The sequence below is a fragment of the Xenorhabdus mauleonii genome, assembly GCF_900113945.1.
In the GTDB taxonomy this organism is placed as follows: domain Bacteria; phylum Pseudomonadota; class Gammaproteobacteria; order Enterobacterales; family Enterobacteriaceae; genus Xenorhabdus; species Xenorhabdus mauleonii.
The window spans coordinates 89,528-108,360 of the sequence record NZ_FORG01000003.1; the positions used below are offsets into that span (position 1 = coordinate 89,528).

At 42.2% G+C, this 18,833-nt stretch carries 15 protein-coding genes; 6 read left to right on the top strand and 9 right to left on the bottom strand.

The features are described from left to right. Position 1: 1 nt before the first annotated feature. The 3 genes from BM100_RS03555 to BM100_RS03565 form a co-directional block, all read right to left on the bottom strand. Positions 2-1,012, bottom strand: a complete 1,011-nt coding sequence (locus BM100_RS03555; protein ID WP_092508016.1) for an NAD-dependent epimerase/dehydratase family protein — start codon at positions 1,010-1,012, stop codon at positions 2-4. Beyond that, complete coding sequence (locus tag BM100_RS03560) at positions 1,009-2,007, bottom strand: 3-oxoacyl-[acyl-carrier-protein] synthase III C-terminal domain-containing protein (RefSeq protein ID WP_092508018.1); 999 nt, start codon at positions 2,005-2,007, stop codon at positions 1,009-1,011. Before BM100_RS03560 ends, BM100_RS03555 begins: the two co-directional genes overlap by 4 nt. Before the next feature lie 547 nt (positions 2,008-2,554). Further along, positions 2,555-3,190: a phosphatase PAP2 family protein gene (locus BM100_RS03565; RefSeq protein ID WP_092508020.1), complete on the bottom strand. Its 636-nt coding sequence runs from the start codon at positions 3,188-3,190 to the stop codon at positions 2,555-2,557. Positions 3,191-3,940: 750 nt separating this feature from the next. Here BM100_RS03565 and BM100_RS03575 point away from each other — a divergent pair. From BM100_RS03575 to BM100_RS03585, 3 genes are all read left to right on the top strand, one after another. Next, positions 3,941-4,546 (top strand): LysE family translocator, encoded by a 606-nt coding sequence (locus BM100_RS03575; RefSeq protein WP_092508024.1) that lies wholly within the window; start codon positions 3,941-3,943, stop codon positions 4,544-4,546. A gap of 16 nt (positions 4,547-4,562) precedes the next feature. Next, positions 4,563-5,360 (top strand): AraC family transcriptional regulator, encoded by a 798-nt coding sequence (locus tag BM100_RS03580; protein ID WP_092508026.1) that lies wholly within the window; start codon positions 4,563-4,565, stop codon positions 5,358-5,360. Between the two features lie 240 nt (positions 5,361-5,600). Next, positions 5,601-6,317 carry a hypothetical protein gene (locus BM100_RS03585; RefSeq protein WP_092508028.1) on the top strand — a complete coding sequence of 239 codons (717 nt, stop codon included), beginning with the start codon at positions 5,601-5,603 and terminating at the stop codon, positions 6,315-6,317. Positions 6,318-6,439: 122 nt separating this feature from the next. On the opposite strand, the gene potD is transcribed toward BM100_RS03585, so the two are convergent. The 5 genes from potD to BM100_RS03615 all read right to left on the bottom strand — a co-directional run bounded on the left by potD (position 6,440) and on the right by BM100_RS03615 (position 12,080). Continuing rightward, positions 6,440-7,492 carry a spermidine/putrescine ABC transporter substrate-binding protein PotD gene (gene potD / locus BM100_RS03590; protein ID WP_092508030.1) on the bottom strand — a complete coding sequence of 351 codons (1,053 nt, stop codon included), beginning with the start codon at positions 7,490-7,492 and terminating at the stop codon, positions 6,440-6,442. 290 nt (positions 7,493-7,782) lie between these two features. Next, positions 7,783-8,562, bottom strand: coding sequence for a spermidine/putrescine ABC transporter permease PotC (gene potC, locus BM100_RS03600; protein WP_092508032.1), 780 nt, complete (start codon positions 8,560-8,562; stop codon positions 7,783-7,785). Continuing rightward, a complete protein-coding gene (gene potB / locus BM100_RS03605; protein WP_092508034.1) occupies positions 8,559-9,419 on the bottom strand; it encodes a spermidine/putrescine ABC transporter permease PotB in 861 nt (286 codons plus the stop codon). The genes potC and potB overlap by 4 nt, the downstream gene beginning before the upstream one ends. Further along, the gene (potA, locus tag BM100_RS03610) at positions 9,403-10,518 is read right to left on the bottom strand and encodes a spermidine/putrescine ABC transporter ATP-binding protein PotA (RefSeq protein ID WP_092508036.1); all 1,116 of its coding nucleotides are present in this window, start codon (positions 10,516-10,518) and stop codon (positions 9,403-9,405) included. The genes potB and potA overlap by 17 nt, the downstream gene beginning before the upstream one ends. A 1,085-nt stretch (positions 10,519-11,603) precedes the next feature. Then, entirely contained in the window at positions 11,604-12,080 is a 477-nt protein-coding gene (locus BM100_RS03615) for a DUF2165 family protein (RefSeq protein ID WP_175494907.1), read from the bottom strand. 660 nt (positions 12,081-12,740) lie between these two features. Between BM100_RS03615 and fruB the strand changes: the two genes are divergently transcribed. Genes fruB through fruA form a run of 3 tightly spaced genes read left to right on the top strand, consistent with a single transcriptional unit; the run spans position 12,741 to position 16,554 of the window. Beyond that, on the top strand, positions 12,741-13,880 hold the full coding sequence (fruB, locus tag BM100_RS03620; RefSeq protein WP_092508040.1) for a fused PTS fructose transporter subunit IIA/HPr protein: 1,140 nt from the start codon (positions 12,741-12,743) through the stop codon (positions 13,878-13,880). Beyond that, the gene (gene fruK, locus BM100_RS03625) at positions 13,877-14,866 is read left to right on the top strand and encodes a 1-phosphofructokinase (RefSeq protein WP_092508042.1); all 990 of its coding nucleotides are present in this window, start codon (positions 13,877-13,879) and stop codon (positions 14,864-14,866) included. The genes fruB and fruK overlap by 4 nt, the downstream gene beginning before the upstream one ends. Next, the gene (fruA, locus tag BM100_RS03630) at positions 14,863-16,554 is read left to right on the top strand and encodes a PTS fructose transporter subunit IIBC (protein ID WP_092508044.1); all 1,692 of its coding nucleotides are present in this window, start codon (positions 14,863-14,865) and stop codon (positions 16,552-16,554) included. Before fruK ends, fruA begins: the two co-directional genes overlap by 4 nt. A 240-nt stretch (positions 16,555-16,794) precedes the next feature. Here fruA and BM100_RS03635 read toward each other — a convergent pair whose 3' ends face one another. Continuing rightward, positions 16,795-18,609, bottom strand: coding sequence for a Hint domain-containing protein (locus BM100_RS03635; protein ID WP_092508046.1), 1,815 nt, complete (start codon positions 18,607-18,609; stop codon positions 16,795-16,797). Positions 18,610-18,833: the final 224 nt, after the last annotated feature.

Below are 18,833 nucleotides of genomic sequence, written 5' to 3' on the forward strand. Positions count from 1 at the left end.
GTCAATTCGCCTGTTTATCTACCTGTTTTAACCAGTTGGCTGTCAGATGAATGCCTTCCTCAATGGTATAAATCGGTGAGTAACCCAGCTCTTCCTTCGCCTTTGAGTTATCCAGAGTCATGGAATAATAGGCCGCCCCGATACCATAGCGTGTCAGCAATGGCTCTTTTTTAGTTATCACGGAGATACCTTCCAATACGGCGGCAATGCCATACAGCAATGGGTAAGGCAATGATTTTATGCGATAACCAAAATTCATCTCGTCAAATAACAGCCCCAATGTCTTCGCCAATGGCTGCGGTTGCTGGTTAGTAATGTTGTATATCTCCCCACTTTTCAGCCCCTCACGATGGGTTGCCAATGACATGGCATGAACGACATTCATGACATAGGTGATATCCAAGACATTCTTTCCCCCCGCAGGTAAGGCCATGACGCCGTTGCTGGCCTTAACCTGTGCCAACAAACGCGGCAACAATACGCGATCATGCGGGCCGAACAGCCCGCGGGGACGCAAGATAATATAAGTAGTCTCAGGGTAACGCTGCACCGTCTGGCGGACACATTCCTCTGCCAGAAATTTCGTTCGGGCATAATCATTGGCAAAATTCTGGCTGCGCTGATTTTCGGTAATCTGCTGTTGGTGCGAAAAATTAAAATACACGGCGGGTGTAGATATATGCACAAACCGTTTGATACCACATATTCCCGCCGCCTGCGCCAACATGTACGTCGCAGTCAAATTGATGCTTTCAAATTCATCAGGATCTCCCCACGGCGATGATTTAGCCGCACAATGCCAGACTGCATCGCAATCTGACATCAGTTCAACCGCATCATCTACCGTCAGCGTTGCCAATTCAGCACAGCGAAATTCTGCGCCCAATTGAATCAAGGCTTCTCCCGCTCGCTTATCACGCCCTGTTGCCACAACCGTTTCCCCGTTCGATAACAGGTAATCCACGGCATTGCGCCCTAACCCGCTTGTTGCTCCGGTAACAAGAATTTTCATGGTTTCAGAATCATCTCACTCAATGAAAGCCCGGCAGCAGTACCAAGTAACATCACATAATCACGGCCATAATAGCGATCAGTCATAATCGCTTCGTGCAATGCGCTTGGAATTGAAGCTGCAACCTGATTACCGCGGTGACGGTAAATATTCATAAATTGCTCATCGCTGATATTCAGCCGCTTGCGGATATGTTCCAACCCTAAATGGCTGGCTTGATGGGGTATGACTGTGTCTATCTCAGGCATGGTCAGATTGGCGCTGGAAAGTACACGATCCGTAAAATCTTCAATGAGTGAAGCGGTCAGTTTAAATAAGGGTTTGCCCTGCATCTGGAAAAGAAAATCGCTATCGTCCATTCCCGTGCGGAGATTTTTGCGGGTTCCTCCGCAACGGACTTCACACAGTTCAAGACCTTCCGGATACGTTTCATGTTTGTAAGTCACGATCCCGCTCTGACCATCCCCCCTTTCAACAATCATGCAGGCCGCACCATCACCAAAAATCAATGCAGATTCTGGCTGCTCCCAATCCAGGCCGCGGGAAGGCATTTCCGCAGTCACAATGGCAATACGCTTATATTGCTTGGTCGCCAACAATCCACTGGCGACATTCAAGGCGGAAACAAAACTGACGCAACTTGAATTAATATCAAAACAAGCCGTTCCCGCCTTTAATTGACTCTCTTTTAAAACATGGGCAGCAGAATAAGGTAAAGTCTGAATTGGTATTGCCGAAGCAAAAATGAGAAGATCAATAGAGCCAGGAGAAATTTGATGATTTTGTAAAGCCGCATGCAATGCATCTGCTGCTAATTTAGCCTGAGACATTTCATAATCAGAATGGTAACGATATTCAATTCCAGAACGTTTTTGGACAAAGCCATTTGGTTTATTTAACTTAATATCTAAATCGGATGAATATACTCTATTTTCTGGCAAAGCAGTGCCAGAAGCAATGATCTTTAATGGGATCAATTCGTTTGAATTTTTCATTGTTTTATCACTTCCGAATGTTAATTTTATGTTTGAATTTATTTTCAGAATATAAGGTGAGTTCTGAATATAGGATCAAGAGTAAATTAGTATTTATCAGATAGTCGATTAAACCGGAAGTTTATATTTATGATACATCGCATTAGAAAAATGAAACACCTTACACAGCCATATGAAAAACTTACATTTTTATTTTCACACGCTCTCTGTGTCATAAAATTTTTTTAATAAAATAAAAGTATCATGAGATTTAATTATGGCGTTTGTTGAATTTATGTGAAATAAAAATTAACATTTATTAACCAGTGAATAAGTATTACTTATTCACTTGAAATAGTTTTCACTGGTTTTATTTCTGCGATAAATCAATTGGATATCATTGTTAAACAAAACATTATTTAATCATTAATCCAATATTTTGAGACGATAATTTTATTAAATAACATAAAATCATCGCTCATTAAAAAATATCTTTCACAAATAAAGTCGCTAAAACTATCTCTTTAAATAAAATGATGACATCCAAAATAATAAATAAAAAGATTTTTCAACTGCAATAAGCGCGAGTAGCGACAATTCGTAAAATTATTAGGTATAAAATACTGATAGCAATTGCGGTTAATATTCCAGCAACGATGTCTATCAATAAATGTCGTCGCAATTGAATAATCGAAAACCCGATCAAGATGCCCCACGTTACCCACAATAACCGCCAAAACTTTTGTTTTCCTTGCCACATTGCATACACAGATAACACCGTCAGTGACGCATGCAGTGAAGGCAAACAGTTTTGTGATGAATCGATTTCAATCAGATACCTGAGCACATGATCAGATATCTTATCGCCTGTGACGGGCGGATAATCCAGCGTAGTGGGATATAACAAATAAACCACCCCGGAAAACAGCGCACACCCCTGCATCACAAACATCAGCCAACGGACTCGAAATAAAGGACAAAACAGGTAAGACAACGGTATCAATAAAAAGAAAGAGAGATAGAGCCAAACACCACCGGAAGAAAATACAATCCACTCATCAATGAAAGAAGGTGGCAATATCTTCGCCTGACTATAACCATTCTTCTGGTAATTTGCGGTAAGTTTATAAATTATCCCAACCGTTCCCCATCCAAATACACAGCACAATAGACGATATCCCAATCGTTCAATATGCCAGTTCATTCTGACCTCCTATTCTGAACAAGTAGCAACGCGTATAGGCAATCATTCCCTTATCGGGAATTAGAGTAGGCTATTCTTTATCAGATAATCGGGAGAACAGAAAGAGAATATTTTTTAACCACAACTAACTAAATTTGATAATCCAACTCATTCAATAAAAACCGCTCCTGTGGAAATGGGTCGTTGGTAAATAGGTTGCTGAAAAAGTTTTAATTTTTAAAAGTCAGCCTATGGCTTTGACTAAAGTCATAAACAACAATTTTGTACAATATTTATCATTGATACGGGGATATCGTTGTTCAAAATTTAAGACACGGAACGATGGAATGATACCTCACAATAATGGGATGATTCTCAACAACGATAACGCTTGGATGAGATTTTCATCAGAAATTGTTTCAATCGTTACTCTTAGTTCTGAAAGAACAGGGCTTCAATCTACTAAGAAATATTTGCCCAACTTACCAGGGAAACTCTTATCTATACACTATGGATTTCAAGATGCGTCGAGGCGGCAAGGGAATGACAAATTCGTCGGGAACGAATTTGCACAGCCAAAGGCTGACCTTCGGTGAAAGGAAGGAGCCTTTCATTCATCCCCGGAAGCATAGATAACTATGTGACCGGGGTGAATGAACGCAGCCAACAAAGAGGCAACTTGAAAGACGACGAGTATATATTTTTTGAATTTACATTTGAGTATGGTGCATTTTTGTATGCACCTCCTGCTTATTATCATGGTAGAAGTTTATGACGCAATTATTTGCAATGGCAGTTTTTGCTCTGATAACGTCAATCTCTCCAGGGCCTGTAAACATAATAGCAACCGTTACCGGAGCCAATTGCGGATATATTCGAACGCTCCCTCATATAACCGGCGCAACAATGGGCTTTGTATCAATTCTATTTTTGCTGGGTTTCGGATTGGCTCAAATTATCAACGGAGTGCCATATCTAACCGAAGTACTTACTTATATAGGAGGTGGTTTCTTGTTATATTTGGCATACAAAGTTGCCATACAAACCCCAATATCAGGTGATGATAGCGAGCTAAAAACAAGTGCTCCATCGCTTGTACAAGGAATGATGTGCCAGTGGCTCAATCCAAAAGCATGGGTTGTGTCTTTAGCAGGTATATCCGTATTCTTTAGTCACCGCGATGCAGAAATTACAGCGCTGCTGCTTTTTTGTGGGATCTTTTTTATTGTCTGTTATGTATCAATTTCCGTGTGGGCTATTTTGGGAATAACGATTAGAACAGTCTTAGATACACCTAAACATTACAAGCTCTTCAATCTCACTATGGGATTACTGTTAGCCATTACAGTCATATATACTTTTTTTATGTCTAGTTAACATGGTACGTACACAGATGAGTAAACCACAATTCTATCGTTCAAGCGCAGTTCCAATTGAATTGCGCTCTTCTGAATCTTCGAAAGCCTGTTACGGAAAACACACTCATGAAGAGTTTTCTATCGGCTCTGTAGAGAGTGGTTATAGTGATTATTTCAATGGCAACATTGAGCGCAGAATACAAAAAGGTTCTCTTGTCCTGATTAACCCTCTGGAAGTCCATTCATGTAACCCAGCACCAGACACAAACTGGAGCTACAAAATGCTATATGTGTGCCCTAAATGGCTAGGTTATGTGCAATCTATGGTTACCGGCAGAAGAATAACAAATTTTATTCCATTCTCAATGAATCATACCGATGTGCCGGAACTGTATGATCAGTTTCAAGCATTAGCCAATACCATCATCCTTGATAAGGATAAAATGAAAACGGAAGAAGTGAGTATTTCTTTTTTTTCCAATCTCTTTTCGCTGTCCAACGCTATACCTTTGGAGAAAACGATACCAAAGAATAATGTCGCCAAGGCGTATGAATACATTTGTGACAACTTTAGAAATAATATATCGATAAAGGATATCGCCGTTCAGGCGGAATTAAGTGAATACCACATTATTCATACATTCCGAAAAACCTATGGTATTACCCCACATGCCATGCAAATGGCCATGCGCATTAATGAAGCAAAAGTGCTGTTGAAGCAAGGAATGAAGATTGCTTCTGTTGCGGCTGAATTGGGTTTTCATGACCAGAGTCACTTTCATCGAAACTTCAAAAAATTGGTCGCAGCAACGCCTGCTGAATATAAAAAATAAATGTCATTTATGATGCCACTCTATAAACGCAGATAAATTCACATTATAAATTCAGCACTATCAAGATTTAATTAATACATGTATATTTTTAAAATATGAAATAACAATCATAAAACCTCCTTATAACCATTGTATAGTTAAGAACAAATAATTAGTAAATTTATAATGGCTGAATATATTATATCATCTCTAATGAGCCCATATTTTACTGCTCATGATTAACCAATCAGGAAAAATAAAATGCCATTTTTTAATTTTTTTAATCGCACTTATACTATTTCTACTACATCGACTACACCTATGACTCCTGCAACGCCCACCACTCTTACAGTAGGCGTTTCTCAGGGGGATATAGTTTGTGGGTTGAACGAGGAAAGGAAAAGATACGTTAGAGATTATGCGCCATTTAGACTTGCTAATATTGACAATAATTTGCCTATAATAAATGTTATTCCCTCAATTATAGATCTTTATACATTTCCGCTGGAAATAGAACGCTCAGCACAAAAAAAGAATGTGGAAAGACGCGCTTTCAACATGGAATTGCCGAAACAACTCCCCTTTAAAAATAGTCTCAATACATATTTGAAACATTCTAAATATCAGTCAGTGTTATCAAGCGAGTATTCTGATAAATACTATAGGAGAAAATGCAAAGGCGGGTTATCTTGGGTACTCATGGGCCAAGATCCTATAGCTCAAAAAATAAAAATACATTTTATTCTTGATGGCATAGATTTTAAATCTGTCACAAGAAAAAACAGAAAAATTGAATGGGGCTATCATGTCACTGGAAGTGAATTAAGATGGCTTTATAGAAACAGAAACCATCCTAACTTAAAACGAAAAGTACAATTTTGGTTTCAAGGAGAACCCTCTGTCCCGCCCTGGGAAAGAGAGGAATCGAAGGAAGTATGGCAAAACTACTTTCCCTGTTCAGAGGATATACATTTTTAATATGATTATCGTGAGAGCTTCTTTTTGAAATTTAATAATGTATACCCAATGGATCTCAAGATACCGCATAGCAACAAAAAGGGGGAGCCAATGCTCCCCCAATAATTCAGCTGAAGTTGAGGTCACTGACCTGCTTTCAGTTTCTGGAAATACTCTTCATACAGAATATTGGCATTACCCACATCATTCTGCCACTCTCCTTTCTCGATAATCGAATTATCGGGATACAGAGACTTATCTTCCGTCATTGTCTTAGGCAGCAATTTCTGCGCGGCCAGATTCGGCGTCGGATAACCGACCTTCTCAGATACCTGTGCCGCAATCTCCGGACGCAACAGGAAGTTAATTAACTTCATCGCACCCTCGACATTTTTAGCATTGGCAGGGATAGCCAGACTGTCCATCCAGAAAATACCGCCCTCTTTCGGCCAGATAATCTCAACCGGCGTGCCTGATTGGCGAGCAACATAAGCAGAACCCGGCCACATCATGCCCACATCCACTTCGCCTTCCATAAAGGGATTTGCTGGGTTATCAGAGTTAAATGCCAGTATATTTGGCATCAACTTTTGTAATTCTTTATAGGCTGCCTCAATTTCTTTCGGATCGGTGGTATTGCCGGAATATCCCAATTTCAGCAACGCCATTTGGAAGACTTCACGCGCATCGTCCGTCAGAACTAAACTATTTTTATACTCAGGCTTCCAAAAATCAGCCCAAGAAGTAATGGATTTCGGATCAACATTATCGCTGTTAACCCCAATTGTCGTCGCACCCCAAATATAAGGAATGGAGTAATCGTTATTCGGGTCAAAAGATTTGTGCAGCAATTTAGGATCAAGATTATGGAAATTGCTCAGTTTGCTCTTGTCGATTTTTTGCAACATCCCTTCTTTACTCATTTTTGAGATAAAGTAAGTGGATGGAACCACTAAATCATAAGCACCGTCTTTATAAGTTTTCAGCTTGGTGTACATGCTCTCATTGGATTCATAGGTGGAATAAATCACCTTAATCCCAGTTTCTTTAGTGAACTGGTTGAGCAAACCAGGCGGAACATATTCAGTCCAGTTGTAAAAATACAGCGTCTTGCCGTCATTTGCGGCAGCGGCATTCACCGAACCAATGCTTAATGCCATCATCCCAGCGGCCAGCAGACAGAACCACTTTTTCATGCAGTGTTTCCCCTCGCAGTTGGTGCGTAAGTATCATATAGGTTCAATGAACCTATCCCCGAAAAAGCGGCTATTATAAGAGCGCTATTTAATGGGGTAAAGCCACTTGTTATGAAGCAGGCTGATGAATTGTATAACTAGTTAGCTTAAATTGTACAACACGATGAAGTGTACATAATAAGTACAAAGTAAGAGGATAAATAATGAATACATTCACTATTTCACATGCTCGTGGAAACTTAGATAGTTAAGAAAAGCGTAGCCAACCCATGACTACGCTTAAACTGGCATCAAGACTTACCCGTGCGATCCCGCATCACAAATTGGCTAATCAAGACTAAAACCAATGACATAAGCAGCAAAATCGCAGCCAATGCGTTCACTTCCGGCGAAACCCCGACTTTTACCATTGAATAGATTTTCAGTGGCAGGATTTCATAGCTCGGCCCTGTTACAAACGAGGAGACAACCACGTCGTCCATCGACAAGGTAAAGCTCAATAACCAACCCGCCATAACGGCTGGCATCGCCAGAGGTAGGATGATTTTACGCAGGATAGTTAACTCACTGGCACCCAAATCGCGTGCTGCTTCCAGCATTTTGACGTCAAAATCTTTCAGACGGGAGTAAACCGTCACGACCACAAACGGCAGGCAAAACGTGATGTGTGAGAACAATAATGACCAGAATCCGAGCGAAACACCGAGCAGCATAAACAGTACCAGCAATGAAATCGCCATCACGATATCCGGTGACATCATGACCACAAACAACATGCCGCCAACGAATTTCTTGCCACGGAACGAATAACGGTACAGGGCAACAGCGGTCAAGGAACCAATCAGTGTCGCAAACGTAGCGGAAGTTACTGCCATCGTCAGAGAATGACCCGCCGCTTGCAGCAAGCTGTCATTGGAGAACAGCAAGCTGTACCATTCAGTGGTAAAACCCTGCCAGCTAATGCCAAAGCGCGACTGGTTAAACGAACTTACCAGCAGGATAATAATCGGGATATACAGGTAAGCATAAACGATGGTCATAAAGCCACCGCGCAACAGGCGTCCGATCATTCCAGTTCCACCTTCTTGTTCAGCAACTTAGCCGCACGATAATAGACGAACAGCATCAATCCCATCACCAGCGTCAGACAAATGCTGGTTGCCGCCCCAAACGGCCAGTCACGGATATTGAGGAACTGGCTCTTGATCACGTTTCCGATCAACAAGTTTTTCGCCCCGCCCATCAAATCTGCCACATAGAACAGCCCCATTGCTGGTAGCAAGACCAACAGACAACCGGCAATAATGCCCGGCATCGTCAATGGAATGATAATGCGGATGAACGTCTGCAACTTGCCCGCGCCTAAATCCCGTGCCGCTTCCAGACAAGGCTTATCCAGTTTTTCGATACTGGAATAGAGCGGCATCACCATAAAGGGCAACAGGATATACACTAGCCCCAGAACAACAGCCTCGGAGGTATACATAATGCGCAGGGGTTTATCGATAATCCCTATCCACAGCAGAAAATCATTCAGGTAGCCGCGGGTACTGAGGAACATTTTTAAACCGTAAATACGGATTAATGAGTTTGTCCAGAACGGAACGATCAGCAGGAACAGCATGAGCGGACGCAATTTTTTCGGCATGCGCGCCAGAAAGAAAGCGAACGGATAGCCAATCGCCAGACAGCACAGCGTCGCTACAATCGCCATATTCAGCGAATGCAACAACACTTCAGCATACAGCGGATCAAACAATCGGGTGTAGTTATCCAGCGAAAAGACCATCTGTACCAGATTGGCATCATCACGGGTCAGAAAGCTGGTTCCAATAATCATCAAGTTCGGCAGAAAAACGAACAGCATCAACCACGATACCATGCCCGTAATGACGATATTCTGGAATAGTTTACGCGTCTTCTTCATCGACCAGCACAACCTCCCAGCTTTCTACCCAAGTGACGGCGATCTTCTGGTTCAGGGAATGGTCAACATCAGGATCATCTTCATTGAAGAATTCACTGACCATCACCATTTTGCCATTTTCCATTTCGACCACAGAATCCAGTGTCATGCCTTTATAGTTACGTTCACGAACATAACCAATCAAACCGGATAACTGTTCACCATTGTTGATTTCTTCAACGCGCAGGTCTTCCGGACGCAGCAACACTTTCAATGTCTGTCCGGCAGTCACCGGCAGTGCAGTGAAAATATCGCATTCATGGCCTTCGACATTGGCGCGTATCCGCTGCTCATCAATGCGATGCAATACATTGGCATCAAAAATATTGATTTCGCCGATAAAGCGGGCAACGAACAGGTTTTTCGGCTCTTCGTAAATCTCACGCGGAGAGCCATCCTGCTCAATACGACCGTCACGCATCACCACGATCCGGTCTGACATGACCAGCGCTTCTTCCTGATCATGAGTCACGAAGATAAAAGTAATGCCGAGCTTGCGCTGAAGCGCCTTCAGCTCATTTTGCATCTGTTTGCGTAATTTGTAATCGAGCGCAGACAGCGATTCGTCCAGCAACAAAACTTTCGGCTTATTCACAACCGCGCGGGCAATCGCCACACGTTGCTGCTGGCCACCAGAAAGCTGTGCGGGTTTACGCTGGGCAAATTCTTCAAGTTGCACCATGCGCAATGCTTCCTCAACACGCGGAGCAATCTCTTTTTCCGGTGTTTTCTGCATGCGAAGCCCGAAAGCGACGTTTTCAAATACGGTCATATGGGGGAACAGCGCATAACTCTGGAAGACCGTATTTACATGACGGTGTTCAGCAGGAATATCAGTAATATCCTGCCCTTCCAGTAAAATTTGGCCGCTGTCCGCATCTTCCAGCCCAGCAATCAGACGGAGTACTGTGGTTTTGCCACAACCGGATGGCCCAAGAATGGTCAGGAACTCGCCATCATTGATTGTCAAATCGAGCTGTGAAATAACTTGTTTGCCGTCGAAGCCTTTGCTCAAGGCTTTCAATTCCACAAGTGGAGTCAGAGAGGTATTCTCAGTCATTTATGCTATCATCTATCCCTTGGAATAATGCAGATAGAACCGCCACGGGAAAAGACTGTGTCAGCTAGCAGGAGGCATCATATCTCCGCTGAAGCTCAAAGCCAGTGGCGCCGGTTGAAATTACGAAGCGCGCATAATAAACGCAGTAAGCCCAAATTGAAAGCTGAAACACTGACAATATGTCATTTTTTATTATCATTCCATGAATGATAACATTAAGACACCATTTTTCAGCCAGTTCTCCCTGTTGAACATCATTTCTTGATGATTATTTTTCACTCAAACCCAACACATTGTTTTTCAATATAATTTAAAAAACAAAAAACAGCCCATCGCTATTCATGCTTTACGACCCCATCTCGCCATTAATACCGATATTTTGGCCTGTTGTTATAGATATTGTTATAGATATCGTTATGCTGTTCTGACTCCCTTCGTTGCTCTTTTTATTCTAAAGGCAAATGGTTTTTTTCGTATTCAATCCTATTATTTAATTTGTATTATTTTTTATTGTTTTAATAACTAAATTTATTAATTCTTACATCAAAATAAATAACATTCACATGTTACCTTGATAAATAATAACAAAAAAAATAAAAAATAACGCCAATATGTTACTACTGGCGTTTTAATATGAATATTGAAATAAATTTAGAATAATAATCAAAATATTATTCTTTTAATAATCTCTTATTCTATCTTATTTGAATTATTAGAAGTCTGTCTGGACATTAATGATGTGATAAGTGATCTTACCAAATCTTTAGGCGAGTATTACCATTTCAGAGAAACAGATGCTTCTCCATCAATAACAGGTTGTCGATATTGCCCGTTTATTGGCGATCGACAACAGCATTCCGGCAAAATAAGTTTGCCAATAAAAAACCAAAAATTGGGAAATAATCCCGTGGGAAAGATGTCAACATCCGGCAAGAGCAGGGTATATTCTTACCCTAACCTCTTGCGGCAACATTTTGATAAAATTATCAATGTGGTATCAAAGAGGGATGAGGTGAGTATACGAATTTCTGATTTAAACCTTCCCATGTGCAACTCACCAAATTCCCATATCTATTTCAATACATTTAATTCACGGGGAAATTAATAACAACAGCGCTTAAAATCCCTAAAATGATCAATGTAAAATGGGCAATCATTAAATCACTTTGCTTAATGTAGTAAGCAAACCACAGCCCAGTAAGGCTTAAGGAAAAACTCATGCCAATAAACATGGCAATGCCATAGTTTGCCCACAGTAAAAACTTATCTTGAGGGCCGTTTTCCATCATACTTGCCTCGAAAAAATAATAGACGGCAATAAAGAGTAATAATGATGAAATAGCATTAAATGCAATCAATACGGCAGTCCCAAGCCAATGGAACCATTCATTGGAAACCCGTCGGCTTAATAGTTTTGTTGGAACAATCGGTTTTTCTTCAAGCAGAACCATGTTCATGGTGCGCCCAACGGTTCTTTTCGCGCCGACAAAATCTCTTAGTAACCCCCACGATTCGAGAAAACTCCAAATAGCCAGTCCTAACACCACAACTAATTTAATCAAGTTAATACCACTTAGAGTTATCATATTGCCTTCCCTTCTTTGTCATTTATTGCCTTAACAAATAGCCTTTAATTTTTTATTAGATTAGGCATATTATGCGATACGCAAAAATACGGCGAATACATGATAGCAATCATAAATAAAGTTGGATTAACTGTTAATAAAGGGATTTTTAAGATATCTCTCCGCTATGAAGATGAAATTATTCCATATCATTTTAATCACCAAGTTTATAATGAATGAAGATCACAAAATGAGAAATAATTAAGATCACTATCACCCTTTAAGAAAATAATTCAAAACCTGACTTTACACACTATCACTTTGGCGATATTTTCTCAAAAAAACAGGATATAGAATCACTCACTTATATCTTTAAAAATCAATAAGTAATTAGTAACAACAAGAAATTATTGCTGGCAGGAATTTTATTATTTCCTTATCAGTTTATATCAGTAATTTTTGGTATTAATACAATTTAAACCTGAAAAATAAAACCATTTGGCGTATCCGATAATGAAAATAATGTTAATTCATTCGGTTTCATTTTTACTCAAAAAGCTGAATCGTTTCAATAAAATTAATCGAATCGAACTCAAGTTGCAGCAATACCCAAAAAGCAGCAGCTTAAAAATGAAGTGAATAATGAGGTAAAACGAGATGTTTAATTTATCATTCCAAGATATTCATCTGGCAGCACAGGCCGATAATAAAGAAAATGCCATTCACCAAGTCGCCAATGCCCTGAACGCTGCGGGATATACCCAAAAAGGCTATGTAAAAGGAATGCTGGAACGGGAGACCCAGTCTTCAACTTATCTGGGCAATGGCATTGCCATTCCGCATGGAACTCACGCAACGCGCGATGACGTGATAAACACTGGCGTACAGGTGATGCAATTTCCGCATGGCATTCCGTGGGATGATAATCAAACCGTCTATATCGTTATCGGCATCGCCGCAAAATCTGACGAACATCTCAACATTCTGCACCAACTGATCCCCATCATCAGCGACGAACAACGCGCCGGTCAGATGGCAAAAGCGACCTCGGCGGATGAACTATACCGTTTATTGATGCACTCACAACCGCCCTGCCCGCTGGATAAAACCACCATCACACTGAATGTTGATACCCATGACCTGACAACCTTGCAGGCGGTCAATATCGCTCATTTGCAAAAAAACAGCGCCGTAAATGCAGAATTTATTGCAGATGTTCTCGCCAGACCACCGATACACCTCGGGCAAGGGATCTGGTTAAGTGACAGTTCACAAGGAAACTTGCGCAATGTAGTCGCCATTGCCAGACCCAAAATCGCCTTTTCTTGTGATCAACAGCCAGTAGGCCTGCTTCTGACCATCGCCTGCATAGATGATCAATTGGATAATCTGCTCAATCATCTCAGTACGCTGCTACAACACAGCAAGGGAGAACGATTGTTACGCGCCCCGGATAGCAGCACAATCATTGCGTTACTGACAACGGGCATCCCACAAGAGCAACAAGAAACAGGCGCGCTGACCGCCGATTTCGTCCTGCCTAATGAACATGGATTGCATACCCGACCCAGTGCGCTGTTGGTCAACATCATTAAGCAGTTCAGCAGCCATGTCACCATCACCCCGCTTGATGGCAACGGCGTTCCCATTGATGGCCGCAAACTGATGCAAGTGGCGGGATTGGGCATAAAACAGGGCGAACGCATTCGCTTTACCGCCACCGGCTCCGATGCCAAAGACGTTCTCATTGCGATTGAATCCTTGTTCAACAACAACTTGGGTGAGGAAATAGCATGAGCAAAAAAGTGGCAACCATCACCTTTAACCCCGCTTATGACTTGGTCGGATTAACCGGAGATATCAAAACCGGTGAAGTCAATCGCATTCAAACCGCTGGATTATATCCAGCCGGCAAAGGTATCAACGTTGGCAAGATCCTCAGGGCGCTCGATATTGATGTGACCGTGGGCGGCTTTCTGGGCAAAGATAATCAAACCAGCTTCCAAAAAGTATTCACGGAGCTGGGGATCACCAACCGATTCCAGGTAGTTGAGGGACGAACCCGCATCAACGTCAAACTCACGGAACAGAATGGGCTTGTTACCGACTTCAACTTCTCCGGATTCAGTGTCAGCAAAGAAGAGTGGCAGCACTTCGCCGAAACTTCCCTCAAGTGGCTCAGTGATTTCAACATGGTGTGCGTGAGCGGCAGCTTGCCAGCCGGTGTCGAAATGGATGATTTCATCAATTGGATGCAACGATTGCGTGAAATCTGCCTGTGTGTCGTATTTGACAGCAGCCGGGAAGCTTTAGCGGCCGGACTCAAAGCCCGCCCCTGGATGGTCAAACCGAATCGCCAAGAACTGGAAATCTGGGCTGGCAGGCCGTTACCGACCCAGAAAGATATCATCACCGCCGCCCATGAACTACGTGCTGCCGGGATTTCACATGTCGTCGTCTCACTGGGAGAAGAAGGCGCAATACTGGTCAATTCAGCGGGAGCTTGGCTCGCCAAGCCACCGCATTGCGAAATCGTCAGCACCGTCGGCGCAGGAGATGCGATGGTCGGTGGTCTGATTTATGGCCTGATGATGGGGCAACCCATCGAGCACACTCTGCGCCTCGCTACGGCGATATCTGCCATGACTGTCAGCCAAAGCGATGTCGGTAACATCAACCGCCAAGAACTTGCCCAACTGATGGCAAAAGTAGAGCTAACTTCATTAAAAAAACCGTCGATCCAAAAACCGATTGCGAAAAACAACAAGAAGGACATTGCATGAAAACGCTCATTATCAATAACGATAAACAGGGACAGGCACGTGCTTACCTCGCCAAACACACATTGGAGAATGCAGCCACCAAACAGGGAATGACCTTTACCACAGATCTGAACGATGCTGAATTAGTGATTATCATCGGTGAAACTGTGCCAACCTCCCCCAACCTATACGGCAAAAAAATCTTTATCGGTCGGGCGGAACTAGCGATCCGCGAACCTGAAACATTTATTCACCAAGCCAAAACTGAATCCACTGTTTATCAACAGCAAAACACCACCGACGCCACTGAGCGAAAACCCATCAATGTTGTTGCTATCACGGCCTGCCCGACAGGAGTTGCGCACACGTTTATGGCAGCGAAGGCGCTCGAGACAGAAGCACAAAAACGCGGCTGGCAAATCAAAGTAGAAACCCGAGGCTCAGTGGGAACAGGCAACACCATCACCGATACCGAAATCTCAGACGCAGATTTAGTGATTGTGGCTGCGGATATCGACGTCGATCTGACCCAGTTCTCCGGCAAACGCCTCTACCGCACTTCCACAGGTGCAGCCTTGAAAAAAACCGCCCAAGAGCTGGATAACGCACTAATCGAAGCCGAAATCTATACCGCCAAAGGCAACACTTCCGTCTCCGGTAATTCCAATAAAGCCAATAACAAAAAACAGGAAAGACTTGGCGCCTATCAACACCTGATGACCGGTGTTTCCTACATGTTGCCAATGGTCGTCGCAGGCGGCTTGTGCATTGCATTATCATTTGTATTCGGTATCGAAGCCTTTAAAGAACCCGGTACGCTGGCAGCAGCACTGATGCAAATCGGCGGAGGCTCCGCACTGGCCTTGATGGTGCCGGTACTCGCGGGTTACATCGCCTACTCTATCGCAGGACGCACCGGACTGGCGCCCGGCCTCGTCGGCGGCATGCTTGCCGTCAGCACAGGAGCCGGATTCCTCGGTGGAATTATCGCCGGCTTCCTCGCAGGATACATTGCCAAATTCCTGACAACCAAACTGCACATGCCACAAAGCATGGAAGCATTGAAACCCATTTTAATCATCCCTCTGGTGGCAACATTGGCAACCGGCCTGATCATGATTTACGTTGTGGGTAAACCCGTTGCCTCGATTATGGAGTGGCTGACTCACTGGCTGAAATCAATGGGAACCACCAACGCAGTCATCCTCGGCGCAATTCTTGGCGGCATGATGTGTACCGATATGGGCGGCCCGGTCAACAAAGCCGCTTATGCATTTGGCGTCGGCTTACTGAGTGCCCAGACTTATGGCCCGATGGCGGCAATTATGGCAGCAGGAATGGTTCCGCCGCTGGCAATGTGGCTGGCAACCGTAATTATGCGGAGCAAGTTTGATCAAAGCGAGCGCGAAGGCGGCAAGGCAGCGTTGGTATTAGGGCTGTGCTTTATCTCCGAAGGCGCAATTCCATTTGCGGCGAAAGATCCAGTCAGAGTACTGCCGAGTTGTATTCTGGGCGGTGCCGTAACAGGGGCACTTTCAATGTACTTTGGCATACAATTGATGGCTCCGCATGGCGGGCTGTTTGTATTGCTGATACCGGGAGCAATTACACCGGTGCTGACTTACTTGGGGGCTATTTTGGTCGGCACCGTGTTGACGGCGGTGATTTATGGGCTGGTGAAAAGAAAAAGCCTTGAGGTTATTGGTTGACGTTTATTGTGTTGGAGGGGTTGTAATATATGCAATTTCTCTAACATCAATGATGATGTATAGTAATTATTTCAAATCACTATCATCTCACCCAAATAACAACAAAAAATATTAGCCATTTATTCGGTCAATTTATTAAAGTTAAACTATAAAAATAACGCCAGCATGTTATTACTGGCGTTTATTATAATATAAATATGGATATAAACTTTGAACACGAAATACAATGCTTCTGGTTAATTATTTTTGGATAGACAGTTTTCCTTGCAGTTCATTATCACCCACTAAAATACCGCCAGCAAACAGCAGAGCATCATTTGTTGCTAATTCATCTTTAGAGTCTGTATTTTCTAACACAACATTATAAACATTTTTCGATTCACCACTGTTTTTGTTAACCGCTTCCAGTGTGACTTCACCATTGCGGGTATAAACGGTATCACCTGCTTTTACCTCATCCGCACGGAGAATTCCACGTGCTGTAAGTACCGGGTGTGTTGGTGTCATCGTGACCACTTGTTCATTTAAGTCTTGCTTATAATGTAAATCGACAAAGTCAGTATCAACACCGGTAGTACGGCTCTTTATCTTTAATACTTTACCATTTCTACTGATGACAACATCACCATTGCGGATATCTTCAACTTTGCGCTTGGTGCCGTCAGCCATATCAACTAACGTACCTTCAAGCAGGCAGCCATATTGAACAACGATAGGTGGATATGCATGTTTTATTCCTTGAAGGGCTACCTCATTACGCGCCGTATAGTGGAAAACAACCAAATCCATATCTTCATCATCCTCTGAACCATTCTCGCTGGTATTTATCCATGCCTGAAGCTCCAAAAGGAATTCTGAATTACTCTTCCAGCAGACCTTACCAAAGTCTGCATACCCTGTTTTATCACCTTTCTTATCAGAGAAATCCCATGTTAATTTTTTACCTGATTTATCGATAGAAGTACGTTTCCAAAATTCCTCTGGTTCAATGTCAGATCTCTTCCAACATGCTCCCCCGGTCTTTGGAGCAAACAATACAAGTGACATTTCATTAGGAGAATCTAAATCTTTTGAGAATGTAGGTTTCCCATTCTTTGCGACAACCATATCCTGAAATGTTGCTGAACCAGTAATAGTTAGCAAAATATGCGCATCGGAAGCTTGATATAACTGACCTCCGGCATACATCGGCCCATAATCGCATGGATCTGGGTGCTCGGCATCAGGGCCTGCTCGATTTAAGCAAACTGTAACAAATCTATTTTTATTTCCGTCTCTTCTGGCTGGAGCGATGCTTTCCAGTGTTACCGGAAATTCTTTGTCATTTGCCGTGTCTATAACGCCAGTATCATTCGTGTTAATCAATACCAGATACCTTTTTCCTAACGATGTCTTAGTCAGGCCTCCTAACACTGAATATATTTTATATTTCGGTATATTATTCTCTACGTCGGGCCCTTTCTTTCCATTAGGCCCAGCCAATCGATTTGTATATACTTCAAAGTACCTTACTTCTTTACCCTTAGCTTTTTTGTTACCTGTTCCAATTTTTTTATCTTTACCGTTATCAAGTTTAGCAAAAGTAGTCAGGTTTACATAAGATGTTGGAGCGTATTCATTATCCACAAGTTCAGGATAATATTGGGTCACAGCTACACTTGTCATGACTTTTTTTCTATCATTGTCAAAATGAAATGCTGGCCAACTGTGATAATTTGCTGGAGTAGCTTCCATTATGGGTAGTTCTATGCTAATTCCATTTTTGTGAGCTTCTTCTTGTTCCTTCTTTAAAAGCTCGATTTCCTTGAACCATTCAGGGTCACTTTCTCTGGTAATACCTTGTAAACGCAATAAAGCAATATAACCTTGCTCATTTTCAGGAATAGTCAAGTCAACAGCGCGAGGCTTTTTATTCCCTTTCTTCACAACTAAAAATTTTTCTAACGCTTGCTGCTCTTGTACAGATAAATCTTCAACCTCAATATCCGCATAGCAAGACGATGCCATGGCGAGTAATAGGAAGGAAGATGTCAGAAAACGTTTAATCATAGACATATATTCTCCTTATATAATCAATAAATAGAATTACCAGTATCAAACACCTATTTAAATTCCAACCGAATTAATAACAGAATATAATGATATCTCTACTCGATAACTATTGAGCAATGTTTATTATTCACTATTAAAATATAAACCTATCAGAGATAAAACTGACTTAAAATAACCTTGAGTGACATTTGAAATAAAATAAAATAAATCATATTAATTGCATACGT

Bases quoted from the DNA above. Each gene is read 5' to 3' on its own strand.
- BM100_RS03555 (WP_092508016.1), bottom strand. From the start codon at position 1,012: ATGAAAATTCTTGTTACCGGAGCAACAAGCGGGTTAGGGCGCAATGCC.
- BM100_RS03560 (WP_092508018.1), bottom strand. From the start codon at position 2,007: ATGAAAAATTCAAACGAATTGATCCCATTAAAGATCATTGCTTCTGGC.
- BM100_RS03565 (WP_092508020.1), bottom strand. From the start codon at position 3,190: ATGAACTGGCATATTGAACGATTGGGATATCGTCTATTGTGCTGTGTA.
- BM100_RS03575 (WP_092508024.1), top strand. From the start codon at position 3,941: ATGACGCAATTATTTGCAATGGCAGTTTTTGCTCTGATAACGTCAATC.
- BM100_RS03580 (WP_092508026.1), top strand. From the start codon at position 4,563: ATGAGTAAACCACAATTCTATCGTTCAAGCGCAGTTCCAATTGAATTG.
- BM100_RS03585 (WP_092508028.1), top strand. From the start codon at position 5,601: ATGCCATTTTTTAATTTTTTTAATCGCACTTATACTATTTCTACTACA.
- potD (WP_092508030.1), bottom strand. From the start codon at position 7,492: ATGAAAAAGTGGTTCTGTCTGCTGGCCGCTGGGATGATGGCATTAAGC.
- potC (WP_092508032.1), bottom strand. From the start codon at position 8,562: ATGATCGGACGCCTGTTGCGCGGTGGCTTTATGACCATCGTTTATGCT.
- potB (WP_092508034.1), bottom strand. From the start codon at position 9,419: ATGAAGAAGACGCGTAAACTATTCCAGAATATCGTCATTACGGGCATG.
- potA (WP_092508036.1), bottom strand. From the start codon at position 10,518: ATGACTGAGAATACCTCTCTGACTCCACTTGTGGAATTGAAAGCCTTG.
- fruB (WP_092508040.1), top strand. From the start codon at position 12,741: ATGTTTAATTTATCATTCCAAGATATTCATCTGGCAGCACAGGCCGAT.
- fruK (WP_092508042.1), top strand. From the start codon at position 13,877: ATGAGCAAAAAAGTGGCAACCATCACCTTTAACCCCGCTTATGACTTG.
- fruA (WP_092508044.1), top strand. From the start codon at position 14,863: ATGAAAACGCTCATTATCAATAACGATAAACAGGGACAGGCACGTGCT.
- BM100_RS03635 (WP_092508046.1), bottom strand. From the start codon at position 18,609: ATGTCTATGATTAAACGTTTTCTGACATCTTCCTTCCTATTACTCGCC.